18 protein-coding genes and 1 pseudogene are annotated in these 16,222 nt (G+C 71.7%); 2 read left to right on the forward strand and 17 right to left on the reverse strand.

Translation table 11 applies throughout. From position 1 onward, the window contains the following. The 15 genes from ACWCO3_RS18540 to eno all read right to left on the reverse strand — a co-directional run. Positions 1-540: AAA family ATPase (locus ACWCO3_RS18540; RefSeq protein ID WP_450011114.1), on the reverse strand; the 540-nt coding region annotated here is incomplete at its 3' end. Continuing rightward, positions 540-1,124, reverse strand: a complete 585-nt coding sequence (locus ACWCO3_RS18545) for a hypothetical protein (RefSeq protein ID WP_145786346.1) — start codon at positions 1,122-1,124, stop codon at positions 540-542. The genes ACWCO3_RS18540 and ACWCO3_RS18545, both read right to left, overlap by 1 nt. Continuing rightward, complete coding sequence (locus tag ACWCO3_RS18550) at positions 1,121-1,909, reverse strand: DUF4129 domain-containing protein (protein ID WP_145786345.1); 789 nt, start codon at positions 1,907-1,909, stop codon at positions 1,121-1,123. Before ACWCO3_RS18550 ends, ACWCO3_RS18545 begins: the two co-directional genes overlap by 4 nt. Before the next feature lie 20 nt (positions 1,910-1,929). Then, complete coding sequence (locus tag ACWCO3_RS18555) at positions 1,930-2,643, reverse strand: uracil-DNA glycosylase (RefSeq protein ID WP_450011117.1); 714 nt, start codon at positions 2,641-2,643, stop codon at positions 1,930-1,932. A gap of 19 nt (positions 2,644-2,662) precedes the next feature. After that, positions 2,663-3,349: a dienelactone hydrolase family protein gene (locus ACWCO3_RS18560; protein ID WP_357930745.1), complete on the reverse strand. Its 687-nt coding sequence runs from the start codon at positions 3,347-3,349 to the stop codon at positions 2,663-2,665. Between the two features lie 208 nt (positions 3,350-3,557). Further along, positions 3,558-4,550: an IS481 family transposase gene (locus tag ACWCO3_RS18565; protein WP_450011119.1), complete on the reverse strand. Its 993-nt coding sequence runs from the start codon at positions 4,548-4,550 to the stop codon at positions 3,558-3,560. A gap of 132 nt (positions 4,551-4,682) precedes the next feature. After that, positions 4,683-5,306: an LppU/SCO3897 family protein gene (locus ACWCO3_RS18570; RefSeq protein WP_450011121.1), complete on the reverse strand. Its 624-nt coding sequence runs from the start codon at positions 5,304-5,306 to the stop codon at positions 4,683-4,685. A gap of 130 nt (positions 5,307-5,436) precedes the next feature. Then, on the reverse strand, positions 5,437-6,471 hold the full coding sequence (locus tag ACWCO3_RS18575; protein ID WP_450011123.1) for an HAAS signaling domain-containing protein: 1,035 nt from the start codon (positions 6,469-6,471) through the stop codon (positions 5,437-5,439). Continuing rightward, entirely contained in the window at positions 6,468-6,800 is a 333-nt protein-coding gene (locus tag ACWCO3_RS18580) for a PadR family transcriptional regulator (RefSeq protein WP_088986312.1), read from the reverse strand. Before ACWCO3_RS18580 ends, ACWCO3_RS18575 begins: the two co-directional genes overlap by 4 nt. A gap of 359 nt (positions 6,801-7,159) precedes the next feature. Next, a complete protein-coding gene (locus ACWCO3_RS18585; RefSeq protein ID WP_450011128.1) occupies positions 7,160-8,101 on the reverse strand; it encodes a Ppx/GppA phosphatase family protein in 942 nt (313 codons plus the stop codon). A gap of 22 nt (positions 8,102-8,123) precedes the next feature. Next, positions 8,124-9,164, reverse strand: coding sequence for an ArsR/SmtB family transcription factor (locus ACWCO3_RS18590; protein WP_358161866.1), 1,041 nt, complete (start codon positions 9,162-9,164; stop codon positions 8,124-8,126). 237 nt (positions 9,165-9,401) lie between these two features. Next, the gene (locus ACWCO3_RS18595; RefSeq protein WP_450011130.1) at positions 9,402-9,896 is read right to left on the reverse strand and encodes an amino-acid N-acetyltransferase; all 495 of its coding nucleotides are present in this window, start codon (positions 9,894-9,896) and stop codon (positions 9,402-9,404) included. A 23-nt stretch (positions 9,897-9,919) separates the two neighbouring features. Then, positions 9,920-10,477, reverse strand: a complete 558-nt coding sequence (locus ACWCO3_RS18600; RefSeq protein ID WP_145786338.1) for a DUF501 domain-containing protein — start codon at positions 10,475-10,477, stop codon at positions 9,920-9,922. 34 nt (positions 10,478-10,511) lie between these two features. After that, entirely contained in the window at positions 10,512-11,153 is a 642-nt protein-coding gene (locus ACWCO3_RS18605) for an FtsB family cell division protein (RefSeq protein ID WP_145786499.1), read from the reverse strand. Positions 11,154-11,231: 78 nt separating this feature from the next. Continuing rightward, positions 11,232-12,515, reverse strand: coding sequence for a phosphopyruvate hydratase (gene eno, locus ACWCO3_RS18610; protein WP_145786337.1), 1,284 nt, complete (start codon positions 12,513-12,515; stop codon positions 11,232-11,234). Positions 12,516-12,728: 213 nt separating this feature from the next. Here eno and ACWCO3_RS18615 point away from each other — a divergent pair, with 213 nt between their 5' ends. Next, on the forward strand, positions 12,729-13,421 hold the full coding sequence (locus ACWCO3_RS18615; RefSeq protein WP_145786336.1) for a hypothetical protein: 693 nt from the start codon (positions 12,729-12,731) through the stop codon (positions 13,419-13,421). After that, a complete protein-coding gene (gene nudC, locus ACWCO3_RS18620) occupies positions 13,418-14,299 on the forward strand; it encodes an NAD(+) diphosphatase (protein ID WP_450011126.1) in 882 nt (293 codons plus the stop codon). The genes ACWCO3_RS18615 and nudC overlap by 4 nt, the downstream gene beginning before the upstream one ends. 23 nt (positions 14,300-14,322) lie before the next feature. On the opposite strand, the gene ACWCO3_RS18625 is transcribed toward nudC, so the two are convergent. Both ACWCO3_RS18625 and ACWCO3_RS18630 read right to left on the reverse strand, forming a co-directional pair. Then, a complete protein-coding gene (locus ACWCO3_RS18625; protein WP_145786334.1) occupies positions 14,323-15,942 on the reverse strand; it encodes a DUF885 domain-containing protein in 1,620 nt (539 codons plus the stop codon). Between the two features lie 130 nt (positions 15,943-16,072). Further along, a pseudogene (locus ACWCO3_RS18630) lies at positions 16,073-16,222 on the reverse strand (nucleoside triphosphate pyrophosphohydrolase); the annotation flags it as partial.

Consider the following 16,222-nt stretch of genomic DNA (forward strand, 5'->3'; position numbering starts at 1 on the left):
CGAGACCCGCAGCAGGAACCGGTCCAGTTGCGCCTCGGGCAGCGGGTAGGTGCCCTCGTACTCGATCGGGTTGGCGGTGGCCAGCACGTGGAACGGCTCATCCAGCTTGTAGGTCACACCCTCCACCGAGACCTGCTTCTCCTGCATCGCCTCCAGCAGCGCGGACTGGGTCTTCGGCGGCGTCCGGTTGATCTCGTCGGCGAGGAGCAGGTTGGTGAACACCGGGCCGGCCCGGAAGGCGAAGTCGCCGTTGCGCTGGTCGTACAGGAACGAACCGGTGACGTCAGCGGGGAGCAGGTCGGGGGTGAACTGCAACCGGCGGAAGTCCAACCCGAGCGCCTGCGCGAACGAGCGCGCGGTGAGCGTCTTACCCAACCCGGGCAGGTCTTCCAGCAGGACGTGCCCACCCGCGAGGATGCCGGCGAGGACCAATTCCAACGCGTCCCGCTTGCCGACCACGACGGTGCCGACCGCGTCCAGGACGGCCCGGGCGAGGTGGCCGACCTCGGCGGGGGCGATGCTCCGGTCCACGTCCTTCATCAGATTTTCTCCAGTTCGGCGACGATCACCGCGAGGTCGCGCGGCGACGGGGTGCGGCGAGGCGGGGTCTCCAGGAACGTCCACAGCCGGTCACCCAGCAGGGCACGGGCACGGGCCGGGTCCGACTCGCGGGTGACGCCGTGCTTCAGGCGCATCCGCTCGTCGGCCAGCTCACCGATCCGGGGCAGCACCGTCCCGGTGAACCGCTCGGGTCGGGTCGCGGACCAGTCGAGGGGCCACTCCCACCGGTTGATCGCGCTCCGCAGCGCGTCCCGGGCACCCCAGTTGTAGCTGCCGTCCTCCTCGCCCGGCGCGGACCGGGCACCGGCCGGCGGCGGGGGTGGCGGCGCGAGCAGGGCGGTGACCCGGCGGACCGCCAGGACGGCGAGCACCCCTGCGATCAGTACCGGCAGTGAGATCTGGAGGCCGACCGCGCGGAGACCGACGAGCAGCACCGCGACCAGCGCGGCGGCCCACGCGAGCGCACGCAGCACGGGACCCAACCGGGAGCGGCGCTCCGGCGGACCGGACGGCGCCGCCTCCTCCTCGAACGCGAGCAGGTCGTCAATGCTGGTGCTGCTCATGTGGTCGTCACCACCGTGGTGAGCTCGCCACGCAGCCGGCGCAGCGCGGCGCGGGCCTGGTCGCGGGTGCGTTCGTCGACCGGACGGGTGGCGTACCGGGCCTCCCGGTAGACGTGCGCGAACTCGGCCAGCACGTCGGCGCTGACGATCGCCGGCACACCGGCCGCCGGGTCTCCGCGCAGCAGTCGGCTGACCAGATCGGTGGGGGTGTCCCCGGTGAGCCGTGGCACGCCGGCCGCGGCGGCGGCCTCCTCAAGGCGCACCCAGCAGGCGATCACCGCCACCCGTGGGTCGGTGTCCCGGTCGTCCAGCTCCACCAGGCCGGCGTCGAGGGCGGCGACCACCTCGCGGGCGGTGCCCTCGGCGGTACGCCGGGCCCGCTGCGCCGGCAACGTCCGGGTGGTACGACGCAACGCACCCCGGATCAGGACCCAGGTCAGGTAGCCGAGGGCGGCCAGGATGGCGAGCCCCAGCAGGACCATCGCCACGGTGGCGATCCACTGCGGTATGTGCGCCTGGGTGGCCTCGCCGGCCTCGCGTGGCTCGACCGGGATGGACGGCGACGGCTCGACGGTCGGGTACTCGGGCACCCAGGGCACGTTCTCCGCCGCTGGTGGGATCCGACTGGTCCCGAGCGACGAGTGGGCGGACGCCAGCGCGGCACCGGCCAGCAGCGCGGCCACCGCGCCGACCGGCCACCACCTGCGAAGCAGGCCCAACGCCGGGCGCAACACACCGGACTCGTCAGCAGGTGACGGCGCGGGTGGGCGTGTTCCGTCTGTCATCGCCACCGCCCCACGCGTTCTCAGTCCACCTCGGCCAGCTGTTTAGCCTGGTCGAAGACGTCGTCCAGCATCTTTGGCGTCAACCGCCCGGTGAAGGTGTTCTGCTGGCTGACGTGGTAGCTGCCCAGCAGGTCCGGAGCGGCTGTGCCGGACCAGTGTGCCCCATGACCGAACGCCGGTCGCGGGCTGGGCGGTCGCAGCCCGTACACCTGACGCAGCACCGGCCACCACGCAGCCCAGGCGAATGCGCCGAGCGCGACCACGACGCGCAGCGTGGGCCGGATCAGCGAGACCTCGCGGTGCAGCCAGGGTGCGCACGTGTCCCGCTCCTGGGGGGTCGGTTTGTTGTCCGGCGGCGCACATCGGACGGCCGAGAAGATCCGGATGTCGCGCAGGGCGAGCCCGTCGTCGGCGGCGACGCTCGTCGGTTGGTTGGCCAGCCCGGCCCGGTGCAGCGCGGCGAACAGCACGTCACCGGACCGGTCGCCGGTGAAGATCCGACCGGTGCGGTTGCCGCCGTGCGCCGCGGGCGCCAGCCCGAGGATCGCGATCCGCGCGTCTGCGGCGCCGAAGCCGGGCACCGGCCGACCCCAGTACTCCTGGTCACGGAAGGAGGCCCGGCGGGTGCGGGCCACCTCCTCCCGCCACTCGACCAGCCGAGGGCAGGCAAAACAGTCGCTGATGCCCGCGTCGAGGTCGGCCAGGTCGGTCGCCCGCGCTGCGCGGGCGACCACCTGTTCCGGGGTACGCGACTCAGCCAAGCTTGGCCCGGAAGAGTTCCAGGGTGCGGGCGAAGGCCGTGGAGGCGGCGCGCTGGTCGAACGCCTCCGGCCGGTCGTCGTTGAAGAAGGCGTGCGAGGTGCCCGGGTAGTCGTAGAGGTGGCAGTCGCCGCCGGCCTCCTCGATGGCCCGGCGGGCGGTCTGCACGCCCTCGGCGGCCGAGGTGCCGTCCTCTTCGGAGCAGTGGATGACAGCGGCCTTGCCGGCGTAGTCGGCCCAGTCGGGACGCATCGACTCCCAGGGCAGCACGGGGTAGAAGCCGGCGGTGGCGACGATCCGCCCGGAGATGGTGGCCGACCAGAGGGCGAGGCTGCCACCGGCGCAGAAGCCCACGGCACCGACCTTACCGGTGACCTCCGGCCGTCCGGCGAGATAGTCGGCCGCGCCGGCGATGTCCTTGGCCGCCTCGTCCATCCGCATCGCCATCAGGAGACGCTGCGCCTCGTCGGGTTCGCTGGTCGTCTCGCCGTGGTAGAAGTCCGGGGCGAGGGCGACGAAACCGGCCTCGGCGAACCGGTCCGCCACCGACCGGATGTGCGGGACGAGGCCCCACCACTCCTGGATCACGATGACGGCAGGGCTGGCCATTCCGCTGGCGGGTATCGCGAGATACCCCTCGCTCGTGCCCCCGTTGCTGCGGTAGCTCACCATTTCGCCCATGGGCCGTCCTCCTAGCGGTCAGTCATCGTTGGCTGGTCGCCCAGTGGTCCTACGTGCCGGTAGCCTGCCACGCCGCGCGGCCGTCGGGAAGACGCCGGAACAGTGGCATTCACCTCCTGTTCGCCGGCCGGTGACTGCGGGTACGCCGACGGCGGCGGGATCCACTCCCACCGCCGTCGATGCTGGTCTTTCTCGCTGGTCAGGCCTTCTAGGTGTACTGCCCAGGGAGGTTGGTTAAGCGGCTGATGGGTGGGCGTTTGCCGATCGCGGTGTGGGGCCTGTGATGGTTGTACTCGTGTAGCCAGGCGGGCAGGGCGTTTCGGCGGGCTGACTCGCTGGAGTACATCCGCTTGAATGCCCAGCCCTGGGCCATGGTGCGGTGGAAGCGTTCGATCTTGCCGTTGGTTTGTGGGCGGTAGGGGCGGGTGCGTTTGGCGGTGATGCCGAGTTGGGTGCAGGCGTCACGCCAGGCGTGGCTGCGGTAGCAGCTGCCGTTGTCGGAGAGCACTCGTTGGGTGACGACGCCGCGGTCGCTGAACCAGGTGACGGCTCTGCGTAGGACGCCGATGGCGGTGGTGGCGGTCTCGTCGTCGTGGATTTCGGCGTAGGCGACGCGGCTGTGGTCGTCGATGACGGTGTGTACGAAGGCAGTGCCGATCATCGGGTTGTAGTGCTTGCTACGCGGCTTGCCGGCGGTGTTGTTGCGGTTCTTGCTGCCCTCGGCTCGGCCGAGGTAGCGCCAGCCGCCGCCGTCGGGGATGTTCCCGAGCTTTTTGACGTCGACGTGCAGCAACGCGCCGGGAGTCGGATGCTCGTAGCGACGTACGGGTTCGCCGGTGACCCGGTCGACGTGGGAGAGCCGGTTGAGCCGGCACCGCGTCAGCACGGCATGCACCGTTGATGAGGCGATGCCGAGGCGGTCGGCGATCGCGACTGGCCCCAGGCGGTGTTTCCACCGTAGGTGCACGATCTTGCGGACAAGTGGTTGCGGTGTCTTCCGTGGCTGCGACGCGGGCCGTGACGAACGGTCCTGCATGCCGGCCTCACCGGCCAACCGGTAGCGCTCAGCCCACCGCTTCGCGGTCGGCCATGACACGTCGTAGCGCTCGGCCGCCCGCGCGACGGGCCAGCCCTGGTCCACGACGAGCTTGGCCAGACGCAGCCGAGCACGGGGAGTCAACGCTGCGTTAGCGTGAGACACGAGGACCTCCTGGTCTGTGGTGTGGTCGCCTTCAGCAGCTCCACTCCACGACAGGAGGTCCTCCCCAATCAAGATCCGTCAGGTCGTGTCGTCACACGACCTCAACCAACGTGCCCGGTCAGTACATCTAGGTCAGGCCTTCTTGGTCAGGCAGAGCACGTAGCCGGTCTTGCCCGGCTCGATGCTGGAGAAGACGTACCCCTCCTCGCCCTCCTTGAAGAACTGGTCGCAGGCGGTGCCGGCCTGGGCCTGGGCCTGGCTCTGGTCGTTCACCCGACCGACCACCGTGTACGCGGCGTCGGTGGAGGTGCAGGACACGACCTTGGCGCCGTCGACCTCCTCCTGCTCGGTGCCGGTGACCTCGGGCAGCTCGGCGATGCAGTCACCGACCTTGGCGTCAGCCGTCTCGTCCTTGTTGAAGTAGTTGCCGATCGCCGAGGCGACGCCGAACTTCAGGCCGGCGATGACGACGACCGCGAGGATCGCGCCGATGATGCCCAGCGCCTTCTTGCCACCGGACTTCTCCGCCTCCGGCTTGGCCGCGTCCGGCGCGGGGGTGTTCGGCGCGGCCGCATCGGGCGCGGGGGTGTTCGGCGCGGCCGCATCGGGCGCGGGGGTGTTCGGCGCAGCCGCATCCGGCGCGGCCTCGTCCGGCTTGGCCGTCTCCGGCTGGGCCGGCGTCGGCTGCGGCGTCTCGACGGCCGGCTGGGGTGCTGCGGCGTCGGGCGCGGAGGGGGGTGCGACCTGCTCTGGCACTGTGGTTCCTTCCGAGGGGTTGATGAGCAGACGACACCGTAACGATCATTGATTTCCGGTGCCGTCCCGCTCGCCTCGTCCGTTCAGCTATTTCCCAGCTTCAGCGGCATGATCCAGTTCACACCGTTACTCAGCTCGTCGCGGTCGGTCTCGGTGTGCCACTCGGCGTCCCGGTGGAGCCCACCGAGGGTTGGCCGGAGGCCGTCTCGCTCGGCTGCGGCGCACCGGGCGTACCCGGTGTGGCGGTCGGGTCCGGCGTGGCGGTCGGCGTCGTCGCCGGCGCGGCCGGGGGCGTGAGCGGTACTGTCGCACCGGGGGCACGAGGCCCGAAGGGCGCCTGCTCCGGGCAGTACGGGTACGGCCGCAGCAGCGGATTGCCGTACTCATCGATGTTGCCGCCGCAGTCCGGATAGCCCAGGCGGATCGGGTTGCCGTTCTGGTCGAAGAGTCGCGCGTCCTCCACCAGACGACCCTCACGGTCGTAGACGTAGACGTCCCGGATCTGGCTGTACTGACTGTCGACCGAGGTCTGGTCGTAGTAGTAGTCGCGGTCGAGACGGTCCTCCGCGTGGCCGAGTGCGGCGAACGCGAACACCACCAGGACGAACGTGCCGCCATGCAGCGCCCACCGTGGCCAGCCGGCCAGCCGGGCGGATCGGCGACCGATCCAGATGGAGGCGAGCACGAATGCGACGAGCATGACCATGCCGGCGAGCAGTTCTCCGCCGAACCGGGGCAGCAGCCCGTAGCTCCCATTGGTGCTCATCATCGTCACCAGCATCGCCGCCAGGTAGCCGCGCAGCACCCACCAGGCGGGTCGCAGCAACCGGAGGAACTCGCTCGCCGTCTCGTACCCGAGCGCCGGGCCGAGTCGGACGTCGATCGCGCGCAGCCGGGTGCGGACCCGGACCATGGCGGTGGCGACCCGCTGGTCGAGGTTGCGTCCGCTGACGCTGGCGGCGCCGGCTGCGGCGCGCAGTTCGGCGGCGTACGTCTCGGGCTCGCCCAGCCGCTCGACGAGCGTGCCTCCGGACTCGGCGGCGACCTCGGTGAGGTGGTCGGCGAGGTCCTCGGTCAGCTCCTCGCGTTGGGCGGGCGGCAGGTCGGCCAGAGCGGCCCGGACCCGCGCCACGTAGTCGGTGATCTCCTGCTCCGTGACGGTCATGCCGCCAGCCCCCGATCGTCGAGCAGAGTGTCCATTGTGGTGGCGAACGAGCGCCAGAGCTTGCCGGAGCGGGTCAACTGGTCACGCCCCGCGGCGTTGAGTGAGTAGTACTTACGGTGCGGCCCGGATTCGCTCGGCACGACGTAGGTGGTGAGCAGGCCGGCGGCGAAGAGGCGGCGGAGCGTCCCGTAGACCGAGGCGTCACCGACCTCCTCCAGGCCGGCCTCGCGCAACCGGCGCAGGATGTCGTACCCGTAGCCGTCCTCCTCCCGGAGCACGGCCAGGACGGCCAGGTCCAGCACGCCCTTCAGTAACTGTGTGGTGTCCACGCATTGGAGACTAGTGTGTAATGCGAAGTAGCGTCAACGATCACGCCTCAACACGCCGAACCGAGCGCAGGGCGCGCGGAACGCGGCGCGGCGCGGATGGCCGAGTGCCGAGTGCCGAGTGGGCGCCACTTGATCGTGCTCAATCAAGGATGTAGTGGCCTCGGCGCTGCGGATTCACCACTACTTCCAGGATCGAGCGCGATCTTGGGGCGTGCAGCGAGATCAACACGGAGGATCCGCGCACCATCGGGGATGTTGCTGCCTCCCGTGCGCCGCAGGCAGCAACATCAGGGAAGTTGCGCGAATCTTGGCGCGGGCGCGGACGCCCCGACTTCGGCGAAGGCGAGGTGACCGAGCCGCTAGCGGGTGGCTGGTTGGAGGCTCCAGGCGATGCCGTCGAGGATGTCGTGCTCCGAGGCGACCACGGATGGCATCCCGGCCCGCTCCATGATCACGCGAAGCACCAGCGCGCCCGCGCCGATCACGTCGGCCCGGCCCGGATGCATCACCGGGATCGCCAACCGCTGCGCACGGGTCTGACCCAGCAGGTCCGCCGTCACCTGGGCGACCGCCTCGTACGACACCCGGGCGTGGTGGATGCGCTCCGGGTCGTACTCCTGAAGGCCCTGCGCGATGGCGACCACTGTGGTGACCGACCCGGCGAGGCCGACCAGTGTGGCCGCCTCCCGGCCGGGCACCGCGGCGAGCGCCCGGTCCACCGCGGCCGCGATGTCGGCCTGCGCGGCAGCGACCTGCTCGGGCGTCGGAGGGTCACCGGGCAGGTGCCGCTCGGTCATCCGGACACAGCCGATGTCCACCGAGATCGCCGCGCGCACCCCTGCCTCCCGGTCGCCGACCACGAACTCGGTGGAACCGCCGCCGATGTCGACCACCAGGAAGGGCGCCTTCGCGTCGGCCGGTAGCCCGCGCACCGCACCGGTGAACGACAGCCGGGCCTCCTCGTCTCCGGTGACCACCTCGGGCGCGACACCGAGGGTGCGCTGCACCATCTCGGTGAAGTCGGCCGCGTTGGCGGCGTCCCGGGAAGCCGAGGTGGCACACATGCGGACCCGCTCCGCGCCGAACTTCTCGATGTCGGCGGCGTACGACGCCAGCGCCACCCGGGTCCGCTCGATCGCCTCCGGGGCCAGTCGACCGGTGCGGTCCACACCCTCACCGAGCCGGACGATCTCCATCCGTCGGGTCAGGTCGACGAGCGGCGCCGGCGGCCCGGCCGAGTCGTCGGGCAGGTCGGCGACCAACAGTCGGACCGAGTTGGTCCCGCAGTCGATGGCCGCCACACGCGTCGTCACGGCAGCAACCTTACGGCAGGCCGGATGGCCATCCGGCAGACCGGCACGGCGGTGGACACGTCGCGGGCGGGTCGTCCGACAGGCCCCGCAACAGATTCGCGCCGAGCGTCGTCAGGTGATGCCGGACCGCCCCACCCTCCCGCTCGCTGACCACCAGCCCGGTCGCCCGCAGCGCGCTGGCGTGCTCTGAGGCCGAGGAGAGGCTGATGCCGACCGCCCGGGACAGCACCGTGGTGGTCAACCCACCCTCGGCTGCGAGGCGGCACAGGACCAACGCCCGGGTGACGCCGAGCAGCCGGCCGAGGGCGTCACGGTCGGCGGTGGCCGGACGCGCGGGCATCGCCGACGGGTAGACGAGCAGGATGGGGCGACCCGGCTCGGCCAGGACCCGTGGTCGGGGCCCGGCCAGCGGGGAGGGCAGCAGGAGCAGCCCGTGACCGGTGCCGGGTAGGTCCCCGTCCCACCACGTTTGTATCTCCAGCACCGGCTCCCGCCACCTGATCGCCGGGTGCAGGCCCGCGAACAGGCCGGCCAGGCCGTGTTGCGCCAGCTGCCGGCTGGCACAGGTCACCTGCTGGCGGTACGCGGAAACCAGCTCGGACCAGTGCGGCGCGAGGACGGCGTCGAACCAGGTGCGGACGGCCCCGCCGAACAGGTCCAGCACCTCCGGGTCGGCCGCCGCGAACCGTCGCCGCAGCGGGGTGGCCGCGACGTCCCCGTACGCGGCGACGACCTCGTCGCGTACCCGCCGTGCCGGGGTGGCCTGGATCGCCTCCAGCCCGGCGGTGAGCGACTCCACCCCGTCGAAGGGCGTGACGAAATCCGGCAGACGCCCCCGTGCCGGCAACAGGTGTCGCAGGATCGCGGTGGCGGCCTGGGCGGTCCCCGTGCTCTCGACAGCTGCCGCTCGCTCGGCCAGGGCCGGCGCCATCATCGCGACAGTCGGGTCGCGCAGCCACTGCCCGGCCAGCAGCGCGGTGCCGACCGGGTGCAGCCGGGCGCCGAAGCGCACCCGGCAGAGATCCGCCGACCCGAGATGGAGGCGAAGCATGGGAGACAGCCTGCCCTGCTTCGCCCAGGACCGAAAGGGTTGTTTCCCGAATCGGCCACCTCCAGGGTGGACGGCGGGGTCGACGGGGGGTGGCCGACGTGCGGCCGACGGTGGCAGTGTTGACGGGGCTCTGCCCCACCGTCGTGGCTGCAGCTTGTGCTGAGCGGGGGCAACCCTCGTCGGCCCCGACCACCGCAGCCTCCGCGTCGAGCTGACGCCCCGGCGACGAACACCCGACTACAGGCGCAGCAGCATCCGGGTGTTGCCCAGCGTGTTCGGCTTGACCCGCTCCAGGTCCAGGAACTCCGCGACACCCTCGTCGTACGAGCGCAGCAGCTGCTCGTACACGGGTTGCGGCACCGGTGCGCCGTCGATCTCCTGGAAGCCGAACGCGCCGAAGAACTGCGTCTCGAAGGTGAGCACGAAGATCCGTGCCACGCCCAGCTCCCGGGCCGCGTCGATCAGCTCGCTGACCAGCCGGTGCCCGATTCGCTGACCGCGACACGACGGGTCCACCGCGACGGTGCGGATCTCGGCCAGGTCCTCCCACATCACGTGCAACGCGCCGCAGCCCACCACGACGCCGTCCTCGGCGCGGACCGCGACCCGGAACTCCTGCACCTGCTCGTAGAGGGTGACGGTGGCCTTGCTCAACAGCCGCCGGTCGTCGGTGTAGGTGTCCACCAGACGCCGGATGCCTCGGACGTCCCCGGTGCGGGCCCGCCGCACCATGATCTGATCCGCAGTCTGCGCGCTCACTCGTCCGCCGGCACGTCCACGCACGGACCGGCCGCCCACCAGGGCTCGACCAGCTCCAACGTCTCGTCGCCGAACGGGTTGACCCCGGGGCCGGCGCCGAGCGCGTGCCCCAGGTGCACGTGCAGGCACTTCACCCGGCCGGGCATCCCGCCGGCCGAGATGCCGGCGATCTCCGGCACCTCGCCGATCGCCTCCCGGCGGGCGAGGTAGTCCTCGTGCGCGGCGCGGTAGTGGGCGGCCAGCTCGGGGTCGGTCGTCAGCCGGTCCGCCATCTCCTTCATCAGCCCCGCCGACTCCAGTCGGCTGCACGCCGCCGTGGCTCGGGGGCAGGTCAGGTAGTAGAGCGTCGGGAACGGTGTGCCGTCGGCCAGGCGCGGGGTCGTCTCCACCACGTCCGGAAGGCCGCACGGGCACCGGTGGGCGACCGCCCGGGTGCCCCGGGGTGTGCGACCGAGCTGCGCGGCCACCGCTGCCAGGTCGGCCTCGGTCGCGGGCTCCCGCTGCGGCAGGGGTACGGAATCCGCCGCCGGCTCCGACGGTGGTACGACAGTCACGGTGCCCATCTCTCCTGGTGCGCTGATCGGTGGTTCACTTGCCCGGCTGCTGGTTGTCGGCCGCCTGCACGCTCGACCAGAGCGTGTCGTACCAGGTGGTCGGCCCGGCTGGTGGCGTTGAGCCGGCCGACTTCCCGGCGTCCCGGGCCGCGCCCTCCGGGTCGTGCAGCACCACCATCATCTTTTCGCCCGGTTCGCCCATGAAGAACCGCTCCCGAGCCTGCGTCTTGATGTACGCCGGGTCCTCCCAGTTGGCCGCCTCGGCCGCGAGCTTGGCGATCTCCGCCTCCTGCGCCGCCTGGGCCGCCTCCATCCGCTCGATGTCGGCCTGCTGGTCCAGGTAGACCCGGACCGGGTACGTGTAGGCCAGCGCGAGCGCGATCAGGACCGCGAAAAGCACGGTGGCCCGACCGGTGAAGCGACGGGGGTGGGGTGCGACGAGCCGTTTGACGGACCCACCGGCGGCGGTACGCCGAGCGGCGGCCGGACGATTCGCCGAGCGCACACCCTCGGCGCCCCGGGCCGCGCCCGGTGCCCGACCAGCGGCGGTACGGGGTTCGGCGCGTACGCCGGCCTCCCGCACCGATCCCCGCGTGGAGCGGCCTCCGCCCGGCCGACCGGACTGACCCGGCCGACGGGCGGGACGCTGACCACCCGGTGTGCGGCGCTGCTGCATCGTCACACCCCTCCCCCGAGGCTTCGTGCGTTACAGGGTTTGTCGGGAAGCCCCGCGGCGGGGCTTCCCGGCAGCGTCTCAGGCCGAACGGTAGCGCGGGAACGCGCCGGCGCCCGCGTAGCGCGCCGCGTCGGCCAGCTCCTCCTCGATCCGGAGCAGCTGGTTGTACTTGGCGACGCGGTCCGAGCGGGCCGGCGCGCCGGTCTTGATCTGGCCACAACCGGTGGCGACCGCCAGGTCGGCGATGGTGGTGTCCTCGGTCTCGCCGGAGCGGTGGCTCATCATGCACTTGAAGCCGGCCCGGTGGGCCAGGTCCACCGCGTCCAGGGTCTCGGTCAGCGAGCCGATCTGGTTGACCTTGACCAGGACCGCGTTCGCGGACTTCTCCGCGATGCCGCGGGCGATCCGCTGCGGGTTGGTGACGAACAGGTCGTCACCGACGATCTGCACCCGGTCGCCGATCGAGGCGGTCAGCGTCTGCCAGCCGCTCCAGTCGTCCTCGGCCAGCGGGTCCTCGATCGACACGATCGGGTACTCGTCGGCCAGTTTGGTGTAGTAGGTGCTCATGTCCTCGGCGGACTTCGCGGCACCCTCGAAGGTGTAGGTGCCGTTGTCGAAGAACTCCGTGGCCGCCACGTCGAGCGCGAACACGATGTCGCTGCCGAGCCGGTAGCCGGCCTTCTCGACCGCCTCGGCGATCAGGTCCAGGGCCGCCGCGTTCGTCGGCAGGTTCGGTGCGAAGCCACCCTCGTCACCGAGGCCCGTCGACAGGCCCTTCTTCTTCAGCACCGACTTCAGCGCGTGGTAGACCTCCGCGCCCGAGCGCAGCGCCTCCCGGAAGGTGGGCGCACCGATCGGCGCGATCATGAATTCCTGGATGTCGACGTTCGAGTCGGCGTGCGCGCCACCGTTGAGGATGTTCATCATCGGCACCGGCAGGAGGTGCGCGTTCGGGCCGCCCAGGTAGCGGAAGAGGCTCAGCTCGGCGCTGCCGGCAGCGGCCTTCGCCACCGCCAGGGAGACCCCCAGGATGGCGTTCGCGCCCAGCTCCGACTTGCTGTCGGTGCCGTCGATGTCGAGCATCTTCTGGTCGATGAGCCGCTGCTCGCTGGCCTCGTACCCGATGATCTGGTCGACGATCTTGTCTTCGACGTTGGAGACCGCCTTCTCCACGCCCTTGCCCTGGTAGCGGTCGGCGTCACCGTCGCGCAGCTCGATCGCCTCGAACGCGCCGGTGGAGGCGCCGGAGGGCACCGCGGCGCGAGCCACCGTGCCGTCGTCCAGGCCGACCTCGACCTCGACCGTGGGGTTGCCCCGCGAGTCGAGAATCTCCCGGGCGACGATTCCCTCGATGGTTGCCACTGAGTCGCTCCTCGTTGTTGTAATCCGGTCCGTGGGTGGGCCGCGACGGTGCGGCTGAGGCAGGTGTTGAACGCAGCGTATCGGGCCACGGGAAACGGCACGGCGTCGCCCGCGCACCCGAGTCGCCCCGCACTGACGGACATTCCCGGATTTCCGGGCGTCAACCGGCAACGGGTTTGCGCTGCGCGGACCAGATCCACCAGGCTGGTCGGCATGCCCGCCGCCTCGACCACCCTCCGCATGCTCGCCGTGTCGGTCATCGCGTCGCTCACGGTCACTGGCTGTCAGACATTCGAGGACGCCGGAGTCGCCATGGGTCGCTCGGAACTCGTCAACGACCTCGCCGCCCGACTCGACCGGGCGTTGGAGCTGACGTACTCGGCCGACTACCAGCTGCCCGGCGGCCAGAGCGCCGCGATCGTGCAGGCGCAGGACCCGGCCCGCTCCGCGTACACCTATCCGGGCGGGCGGCTCACCGTCACACCGGAGGCGATCACCCGGTGCACGACCACCGGTGCCCGGCCGGAGTGCACCCTGGCCACCCCGCCCACCCCGGGCAGCAAGCCCACAGTGACGCTCTTCGGCGAAGCCAACCAGCAGGGGCTTGTCACACCGCCGGTGGTGGTCGGACTGCTGACCACCGCCGCACTCGACCCACAGGCGGTCATCAAGCAGAGCGACACCACGATCGCCGGACACCACGCCGCGTGTGTGAACGTGGAAAGTTCCTCCGGTGACTTCACCGCCTGCGTGACCACCGAGGGCGTGCTCGGCAGCTTCACCGGGCCCGTCGACGGCAAGCCGATGGAGTTGGCGCTGAGCCGCTACTCCGCGACCGTGGACAACGACGCGTTCGACCCACCGGCCGGCGCCGGCGTCGTGGACAGCCGCCCGGGAGGGTCGTGACCGGCCCGGCCGCCGCTGCCGGGCTCGACCCACCCGCGTCCGCGGCACGACCCGCCGGTTTCCAGCCCGGGGCCGAGCGGGGGCGGCTGCCCGCCCCCGGCGACCTGGCCCTACCGGTGACCGGCGCGAAGCTGCTGACCGACGCCGACGGTCGACCACTCCGCGTCGCCGACCTGCCCGCCGACACCGACTGGGTGCCGCTGGGCACCCTCGACGGGGTGCCCGCCTGGGCCACCGATCTCACCACCGCCGGCACTCTTCCCGGCCGGGCACGTGGCTGGGCGTCGCTCGCCGCCGAGGTGCCGGAGCCACACGCCGCGCTCGCCAGCCGGGCGTTGGCGGTGATCACCTGGCGGCGTACCCACAGGTGGTGTGGCGCCTGCCGCGCCGAGCTGACCGACAAGCCGGGCGAGACCGCGCGGCGGTGCCCCGACTGCGGCCTTTACGTCCCGATGCAGCTCTCCGCCGCGGTGTTGGTGGCGATCACCCGGCCCGGCCCGGCCGGTCGCGCCGAAGAGCTGCTGCTGGTCCGGCACGCCACCGGACCGACCGGGCTGTGGGCACTCGTGGCCGGCTTCGTGGAGGCCGGCGAGACGCTGGAGGCGGCGGTGCACCGGGAGGTCGGCGAGGAGGTCGCGTTGTCCGTCGACCGACTGGCGTACTTCGGCAGCCAGCCGTGGGCGATCTCCGGCCCCGGCGTGCTGCTCGCCGGTTTCACCGCCCGTGCCGCCGACCCGCACGCCGAGCCGGTGGTCGACGGCCGGGAGCTGACCGAAGCCCGATGGTTCGGCGTGGATGCGCTGCCGGCGGAACTGCCGCCCGCGTACTCCATCTCGCGCTGGCTGATCGACGCGACAGTGACCGCCGCACGGCGCTGAACCGCGCGGGCCCGGCGGGCTCCTCAGACGCCGAGCAGAGTACGCAGGTGGCGCGGGGGCGGGCAGTCGTGGGACAGCATCGCGTCGTGCCAGTCGCGCAGCGACACTCCGTCCGGGCGGGCGGCGGCGACCTCGGCGACCTCGCTGTACCCGACGAAGTAGGTGGAGAGCTGGGTGGAGGTGAGCAACGAGCGACGCCACTTGCCGGCCGCCTCGCCCTCCTCCTGGAAGCCGCGCCCGGTCATCAACGCCATCGCCTCCGCCTCGGGCAGGTCCTCGGCGTGCACCAACTGGTCGAGCAGCGCGTTGATGGTCATCCGGAGCTGCATCTTGAGCTGCTGCAACCGCACCGGCAGGCCACCGAAGCCGAGGCCCGTCATCAACTCCTCCGCGTACACCGCCCAGCCCTCGATGAACGGGCCGGACTCGGCCAGCGCACGGACCCGGGTGCCGCCGACGTAGCGGCGCGCGTGGGCGAGCTGGAGGAAGTGCCCCGGCATCGCCTCGTGCACGGTCAGGTTGCGGATCATGTGGTCGTTGTACTCGCGGTAGAACGACTCGACCCGCTGCGCCGGCCAGTCCGTCGGGGTGGGCGCGATGCAGTAGAAGGTCGGCACTGCCGCAGTCTCCAGCGGGCCGGGCGCGTCGCAGTAGGCCACCGCGACACCCCTGGCGAACTCCGGCATCTCCTGGATCACACACCTGTCGTCGACCAGGGTGACCAGGTCGTGGGCGCGGACGAAATCGGTCGCCTCGTCCAGTGTCACACCGGCCAGCTCGACGATTGTCGCGTCGTTCGGGTGCTCGGCGGCGAGCAGGTCCAGCGCCCTGCGTACCGCGGCGTCGTCGGCCGGGCCACCGACCAGCTCGACGGCCGCCTCGCGGATCTCCGCGGTGACCCGGTCCAGGTTGGCCCAGGCACGGCGCTGGATCTCGGCGGCGCCCAACTCGGTGTCGAGGGTGTGCCACAGCCGGGCCTCCCAGCGGCGGCGGCCCAGCCGGGGGTCACGTCCGGGGCCCGCGTCGGCGGCCAGGCCGGCGCGCAGCCACGCGACGAACTCCTCGATCGCGGCGATCGCCGCGGTGGCGGCCGGCTCGACCCGGTCGAGGGCGCTCGGCGCCTGGGCGAGCAGGGCCGGCAGCTCGTCGCGGATCAACGCGGCCGTGCCGGCGAACTGCCCGACCGCCGTCTCCGCGTGGATCCGCGGCATGTCGCGCAGCGTCGAGCGGGCGGTGGCGAGGGCGTCCGGTACGGCGGCGAGCCGACCGGCCAGTTGGGTCAGTCGCACCTCCGCCGGGGCGTACGGGCGGGTCAGCAACGGGTGCAGGAACGATCCGGGGTTGTGCCACAGCGGGTTCCACTCGTGCGACCGGATCTCGGTCAGCTCGAACAGCTCCCGGTCCACGAAGGAGGTCAGCAGCGCGTGGTCGACCTGCTCGTCGACGTCGAGGGAATCCGGGTCCAGCTCGGACAGCGCGTTGGCCGCGTCGGAGAGCATCGCCCGATCGGCCGCGAGCCCGTCGGCGGACAGATCAGGAAGCCGGTCGTCGAACCGGTGGTCGCCGGCGGCGGTGGCCACCCCCGGCCGCGACTCCAGCAACGCCTCGACAACCCGCTCGGCCAGCACCCCAAAGGCTTCCACCCGGCCCACCCTACCGATCACCCCCGACGACGCCGCCGGTTCCGCAGGCTCCCGTCGATGCCCCTCCCACTCCCGTCGATCATGAAGTTGTTGCCGTCCGCCTCGGCGTGTCGTGGCAACAACTTCATGGTCAACGCGGGTCGGGGGGTGGTGGTTCGACGGCGCGGAGGGCTTCGGCGTAGGCGAGGGTCGTGCGGCGGAGGGCCGCTTCCGGGTTGATGCCCGCTTCGCGGGCAGCCGCCACCGTTGCCAGGAGGCTCGCGCCCAGCCTTGCTTCGGC

This window comes from Micromonospora sp. NPDC002411 (genome assembly GCF_053592955.1).